This window comes from Mesobacillus sp. (assembly GCF_049588175.1).
Classification (GTDB): domain Bacteria; phylum Bacillota; class Bacilli; order Bacillales; family Cytobacillaceae; genus Mesobacillus.
This window is the reverse complement of the sequence record NZ_JBAVFI010000725.1, coordinates 1-6,334: the sequence shown is the minus strand read 5'-3', so window position 1 is coordinate 6,334 and position 6,334 is coordinate 1. Positions and strand designations below refer to the sequence as shown.

General features: G+C 43.2%; 7 protein-coding genes and 1 pseudogene. All 8 read right to left on the bottom strand.

The genetic code is table 11. From position 1 onward, the window contains the following. On the bottom strand, positions 1–515 hold a 515-nt coding region (locus tag WB217_RS17605; RefSeq protein ID WP_423994595.1), incomplete at its 3' end, for a tRNA guanosine(34) transglycosylase Tgt. Positions 516–817: 302 nt separating this feature from the next. Next, entirely contained in the window at positions 818–1,846 is a 1,029-nt protein-coding gene (gene queA, locus WB217_RS17600) for a tRNA preQ1(34) S-adenosylmethionine ribosyltransferase-isomerase QueA (RefSeq protein ID WP_423994593.1), read from the bottom strand. Between the two features lie 125 nt (positions 1,847–1,971). Further along, on the bottom strand, positions 1,972–2,154 hold the full coding sequence (locus WB217_RS17595; protein WP_423994596.1) for a DUF2905 domain-containing protein: 183 nt from the start codon (positions 2,152–2,154) through the stop codon (positions 1,972–1,974). Positions 2,155–2,174: 20 nt separating this feature from the next. Beyond that, a complete protein-coding gene (gene ruvB / locus WB217_RS17590) occupies positions 2,175–3,176 on the bottom strand; it encodes a Holliday junction branch migration DNA helicase RuvB (protein WP_423994592.1) in 1,002 nt (333 codons plus the stop codon). Positions 3,177–3,206: 30 nt separating this feature from the next. Beyond that, complete coding sequence (ruvA, locus tag WB217_RS17585; protein ID WP_423994591.1) at positions 3,207–3,815, bottom strand: Holliday junction branch migration protein RuvA; 609 nt, start codon at positions 3,813–3,815, stop codon at positions 3,207–3,209. Positions 3,816–4,271: 456 nt separating this feature from the next. Beyond that, positions 4,272–4,820 (bottom strand): BofC C-terminal domain-containing protein, encoded by a 549-nt coding sequence (locus WB217_RS17580; RefSeq protein ID WP_423994589.1) that lies wholly within the window; start codon positions 4,818–4,820, stop codon positions 4,272–4,274. Between the two features lie 449 nt (positions 4,821–5,269). After that, positions 5,270–5,983: a YhcN/YlaJ family sporulation lipoprotein gene (locus tag WB217_RS17575; protein ID WP_423994588.1), complete on the bottom strand. Its 714-nt coding sequence runs from the start codon at positions 5,981–5,983 to the stop codon at positions 5,270–5,272. Positions 5,984–6,100: 117 nt separating this feature from the next. Further along, a pseudogene (locus tag WB217_RS17570) lies at positions 6,101–6,334 on the bottom strand (aminoglycoside phosphotransferase); the annotation flags it as partial.

Here is a 6,334-nt window from a genome sequence, read left to right as displayed (position 1 = left end):
TCAGCCCATCGAGATGTTCTTTCAACTGACTTTTTCATATAGTCATATTCAGCTGGGTAAGGAGGGCACTCATCGAATGCCATCATGATATCTGAACCTAATGCATTTTGGATTTCCATCGCTTTCTCAGGTGAAAGGAAAAGCTTGTCTCCGTTAAGATGGTTGCGGAAATGGACGCCTTCCTCTTCAATTTTCCTGAACTCACTTAAAGAAAACACCTGGAACCCACCTGAATCTGTAAGGATCGCACGGTCCCAGTTCATGAATTTGTGCAGGCCGCCAGCCTCTTTTACTATTTCATGTCCAGGTCTCAGCCAGAGGTGATAGGTATTGCTCAGGATGATGCCAGCTCCCATTTCGACTAATTCCTCAGGTGCCATCGTCTTGACGGTTGCTAGCGTGCCTACAGGCATGAACACAGGGGTTTCAAATGAGCCGTGTGGTGTATGTACGCGTCCAAGCCTTGCTCCCGTTTGCTTACATGTTTTAATTAATTCATATCGGATTGCTGACAATTGATATAAGCTCCTTCCATTGGTTAAACCAAAGCATTTCTATTTTATCTTCGTTAAAATCAATTAATAAGGCTACACATTAGGATTTCTAAAAAACCAGGCTCTGTTAAACAAGGCTGTTGATTTTCGTTCCAGGCGCTTCGCTTTCCGCGGGGCTGGCGCTGAGCCTCCTCGTCGCTTCGCTCCTGCGGGGTCTCACCTGTCCAGCTGCGCCCGCAGGAGTCTGCGCGCCTTCCACTACAATCAACAGGTTTTAAAAATAACATTGGGCTTTAACAGAGCCTAAAACTCCAGAAGCAAGATTACAAAATCAGCATCGCATCGCCAAAGCTAAAGAAACGATACCTTTCTTCCACTGCCATATTATACGCATTGAGGACATGGTCCCGTCCAGCCAAAGCACTGACTAGCATAATAAGTGTTGATTTAGGCAGATGGAAATTTGTAATCATCCCATCGATTGCCTTAAATTCGTATCCTGGATAAATAAATATATTCGTCCAGCCACTTTCTGCTACAAACCTACCGTCATTTGCTGTGGCAATGGTTTCAAGTGTTCTTGTAGACGTTGTCCCTACTGTGATGATCCTGCCCCCATTTTCCCGGACTGTATTCAATAGCAAGGCCGTTCCTTCAGTCACCTGATAGAACTCAGAATGCATATCATGCTCTTCAATCGAATCAACACTTACAGGCCTAAATGTGCCAAGGCCTACATGCAGAGTGATAAAGGCAATATGGACTCCCATTTCCTTAAGCTCGTCCAGCAATTCCTCTGTAAAATGCAAGCCCGCAGTCGGAGCTGCTGCAGAACCTCGTTCTCTCGCATAAACAGTTTGGTAACGGTCCTTATCTTCCAGCTGCTCCTTAATATAAGGAGGCAGCGGCATTTCACCTAGCTGTTCAAGAACCTCATAGAAAATCCCTTCATAAGAGAACTTCATTGTCCTGCCGCCATGGTCTGCCTCACCTGTGCATACAGCTGTTAAAATCCCATCGCCAAAAACAATTTTTGTTCCTTTCTTTACACGCTTCGCTGGCTTAATAAGCGTTTCCCACTCATCGCCTTCAACCTGTTTTAAAAGAAGGACTTCAATTTTCGCACCTGTATCTTCCTTTAATCCGAACAGCCTTGCTGGAAGTACTTTTGTATCATTCAAAACAAGACAATCTCCAGGCTGTAGATATTCTTTTATATTTTTGAATTTATCGTGTTCAATTTTGCCGGATTCTTTATCCAGAACCATAAGCCTGCTTTCTGTACGCTGTTCCAGCGGAGTCTGAGCAATCAGTTCTTCCGGCAGATGAAAATCAAACAAATCTACTTTCATGATGTCACCCTTACTATTTTTTCTTGTGGCTGTGTTTAACATGCATATTGGTTTCCGCTCCAGACGCTTGCTTTCCGCGGGCAGACGAGACTGGTAACACAGCCAATCTTATAACTGTCTCAGTTTCAGCGGAATCTGCCAATTAAGTAGAAAACCGCAGATAATACAACGCTCAATACGATGGACGTTACAATAGGGAAATAAAATGTTGCATTGCCCTTTTTAATCATTACATCACCTGGCAGTCTGCCAAGCTTAATGAATTGCATGATAAATCCGATTACAAAGATCACTGCTCCCGCAATCATCACGAACTTTGCTGCACCTGTCAACGCTCAGGCACCTCCATTTGAAAATGTCGGTACACAGCCTCCGTTACAATTCTTCCCCTTGGAGTCCGCTGTAGAAATCCAATTTGCAGAAGATATGGTTCATACACATCTTCAATGGTCTGTGACTCTTCTCCGATGGTGGCGGCGATGGTCTCTAACCCTACTGGGCCGCCGCGGTATTTTTCAATTATCCCTATTAGTAATTTATGGTCAATATGGTCTAGGCCTAAACGGTCTACCTGCATGAGCTCCAATGCCTTTTTAGCCAGAGATTCCTCAACGGCTCCATTGCCACGGACCTGGGCAAAGTCTCGGACGCGCTTTAACAAGCGGTTCGCAATCCTTGGTGTTCCTCTCGATCTTCTTGCGAGTTCTTGGGCAGCAAGCCAATCAATTTCGGTTTCAAGCAGTTCCGCTGTCCTGACAACAATATCAGTAAGCTGGCTTTCATTATAGTATTCCAATCGGCTTAATACTCCAAACCTGTCTCTTAAAGGAGCAGATAATGAACCAGCACGAGTAGTCGCCCCAACAAGCGTAAATGGCGGCAGATCCAATCTAACAGAACGTGCACTCGGTCCCTTTCCAATGACAATATCCAGGCAAAAATCCTCCATTGCTGGATACAGCACTTCCTCAATTGTTCTGGGCAGCCGGTGGATTTCGTCTATAAATAATACATCGCCAGGTTCAAGCGCAGTCAAAATTGCCGCTAGATCCCCAGGCCTTTCAATTGCAGGGCCGGAAGTTGTCCTAAGGTTGACTCCCATCTCATTTGCGATGATGGCTGCAAGTGTGGTTTTCCCCAATCCAGGAGGACCATAAAGTAAAACATGATCCAATGTTTCGCGCCTCATTCTCGCAGCCTCGATAAATACTTCTAGATTGGCCTTTACCTTATCCTGCCCGATGTACTGCCTTAGTGTCTGAGGCCGCAGGCTCTGCTCAAATGAAAGATCCTGATCGCCGGCTTCACTGGAGATAATTCGTTCTTCCATCTGTTTATCACCCTTTTATCAATCTTGGTTTTATCTCAAAAGCTTCTGCAGCGCCTTCTTAATATATTGATCTGTCGATAGCTTTTCTTTTCTCAGATCAGGTGCGACCTTACGAATTTCCTTCTCGGAATAGCCCAGAGCCTTAAGCGCAAGGACTGCCTCATCAAACTCAGTCGACAGACTTTCAGCCGCTGCAACTTCATCCGCATTAAATAAGTTCGGGAAAAAGTCCGGAACCAAGTCATGCAGCTTTCCTTTTAAATCTAAGATCATCTGACGCGCTGTTTTCTTTCCTACTCCTGGGAATTTAACGAGGAAAGCCTCGTCTTCGTTTTCGATTGCCTGTACAACCTGTTCAGGCTCTCCCGAAGCAAGGATAGCGAGTGCCCCTTTCGGACCAATTCCTGACACATTCAAAAGTCTTGTGAAGAGGGCTTTTTCCTCCCTGCTCTTAAAACCATAAAGAGCAATGAGATCTTCCCTGACATAATGATATGTATAAATACGAATCTCTTTTCCAGTTTCTTTTGCAAATACAAACGGGTTAGGTGTCATAATTTGATACCCAATCCCATTATTTTCAACTACTATATATTCAGGCCCGACAAAGTCGACGCTGCCTTTAATAAATTCGAACAATACTCTCGCCCCTCTGCTTTGCTGTAACTCATTTTAACATACAATTTTTAATGAGATGTACAAAAATATGCTAAAAGGCGAACGTATGATTTATTTTTTATTTTGGCTCTTTTATCTAGGCCGTTAATTTTCGTTCCAGGCCCTTCGCTTTCCGCGGAAGAATTATAAAAAGCCCAACTGCCGGCTTTTTCATAAGCAAATTCTTCTAGGGGCTGTCGCTGAGCCTCCTCGTCGCTTCGCTCCTGCGGGGTGCAAATGATTCCTCACGAGAATCATTTCACCTAGGTCTCACCTGACCTGACCAGCTAAGCCCGCAGGAGTCTTCGCGCCTTCCACTACAATCAACAGGGTATAAAAACAACATTGGGCTTTAACAGAGCCTATTTTAAAGTTTGCACCTAGCGACAGGGATTTTACATGATAACACAAATAAAGAGCCGGTCATCCCCCGGCCCTTTATTGCTTTTCAAGCATTGTATATGGTTTAAATGTCTCGAGGACTTCTTCGTAGCATTGTTTATTCTTGATTGGAATTCCTTTCTTCAATTGATCTCTCTTAAAGCTTTCAAGCCTCCCAAGATCAATTTGAAAGAATGATTGGATAATATTTGATCCATCGGGCCTGCCATTAAAAATAGTAAGGACTCCCTCATCAGACAAGCCAAAATAACCATTCGCCTTTAAAAGTGGTGAGATGTCATCAATGTCCTGTCTGAAAACAGCTTTGTTCTGTTCCATATCGATAAGCTGCCAATCATCATATTTCGCCCAAAAATCTTCCATGGACCAAATTGTTTCCAGGACACCTTCCTCACTCATTTCTCCATCTAAATATGATCTTTGCAAAATGATCTTGACCTTAAGAGGTTCATTGATTTCATGTACCTTGGCTTCAGGCTTCTCAGCAAGAGCAGGTTCTGTGTGAAGCGCCAAACCATAGCCAGATAGACTGATTAGCAGCAGTACAGCGATGCTGAATGCATTAAACTTATACCTTGAACCCATTGCTGTCCACCTCACTTTAATTGTAATTGTTATTGGTTTCTGAATAAGAAAATAAAGAATGAAGACTTGTTCACTAATAGTTTAGCCAAAATATGTTTGTTTATCCTTTTATGAATTTTGTCTTTTCTGTGGCTGTTTTTTCTCAAAAATGATCTGTTAAACAAGGCTGTTGATTTTCGTTCCAGGCGCTTCGCTTTCCGCGGAAGAATTATGAAAAAGCCCAACTGCCGGCTTTTTCATAAGCAAATTCTTCTAGGGGATGGCGCTGAGCCCGCAGGACTTTGAAAAGCTTCCTTGAACCTGCCCACGCACGATGGAAATGCGTTAGCATTTTCGGAGGAGTCTACGCGCCTTCCACTACAATCAACAGGGTATTAACAATCAACATTCAGCCTTTAACAGCCTACAAAAAAGAATGAAGGCAAAGCGTATGCTCTGCCTTCACGATTTTATCTCTGATTCAGGTTGATGCTTTCCTGCGGGTTGCCGTTCTTTCTCTCATAGTCAATGTTTCTTGTCCTGCTGAATGTTCCTTCATCCGTGATGATTCTTAATTCTCTGCCTTCGATATAAGGCTTAACAGCTTTTCTGATTTCCATTTTCGTCTGTTTTTCCTTAGACTTGTCTTTATAATCAACAGCAATTTCTACATCCTTGCCAAACATAACAGACCTTACTTTATCAACATTGTCTACAGCTGCTGCTGCTTCGCCAACCTTACGAGCATTTTTGTTATCTTGTTCGCTATTTCTGTAAACCTTCGCTTTGCCGCTTCCTCTTTTTTCATCCAAATGACCGTGGTAATTCGTATCACCGCGGCTAAAACGGTTATCCTTTTGAAAAAAGTTATGATCGTGGTCTGCTAGCGGGACAGTCGGGTTAGGCGGGTTTCCATTTTCATCCCTTGACTGGATCCTCATTCGCTTTTGTTCTTCTGCGACACGGCCCTCTTTGCCAAAGTTGTGGTCAAAGATTTCAGTCACTGGACCTTCCCGATCATCCATTACATCAACTTCATTTCCTTTTTCATTTGAATAATAGCCTATTGGCTGAGCTGGATTGGCATTTCGGTCCTGGGCAGCATTTTCATCATTGCCATTACAGGCACTCATGCCAAACACCATCAGGGAAGCTAAAGGAAGCATTAGTAACCTCTTATCCAAACGAATAACCCCCATTCTGGCTAATCTGAGCATTTTAAATGCTCATTATTAGAGTGTGGATAGGCTATGTGTTTCATTCTGTCAGATAAGACCAATAGGATATTTAGAAACAACCCTCTATTTCAGTAACGATTTTATCTCCTCTTGAAATTTCCGCCTTTGCTGAAATTGGCTGAATGTCATATCAATAATCGGTGCAGTTCTGTATGGGTTTGAATGCTCATCATCTCGGATCAGCCTATTCCATTCTCTTAATAAATCGGCTGGATACAAAAGTCCATATAAAAATGCCTCGTTATTTAACCAATTGTTCAGGTGATTTAATTCCGCTAGCGCTGAAAGCTTCCAATC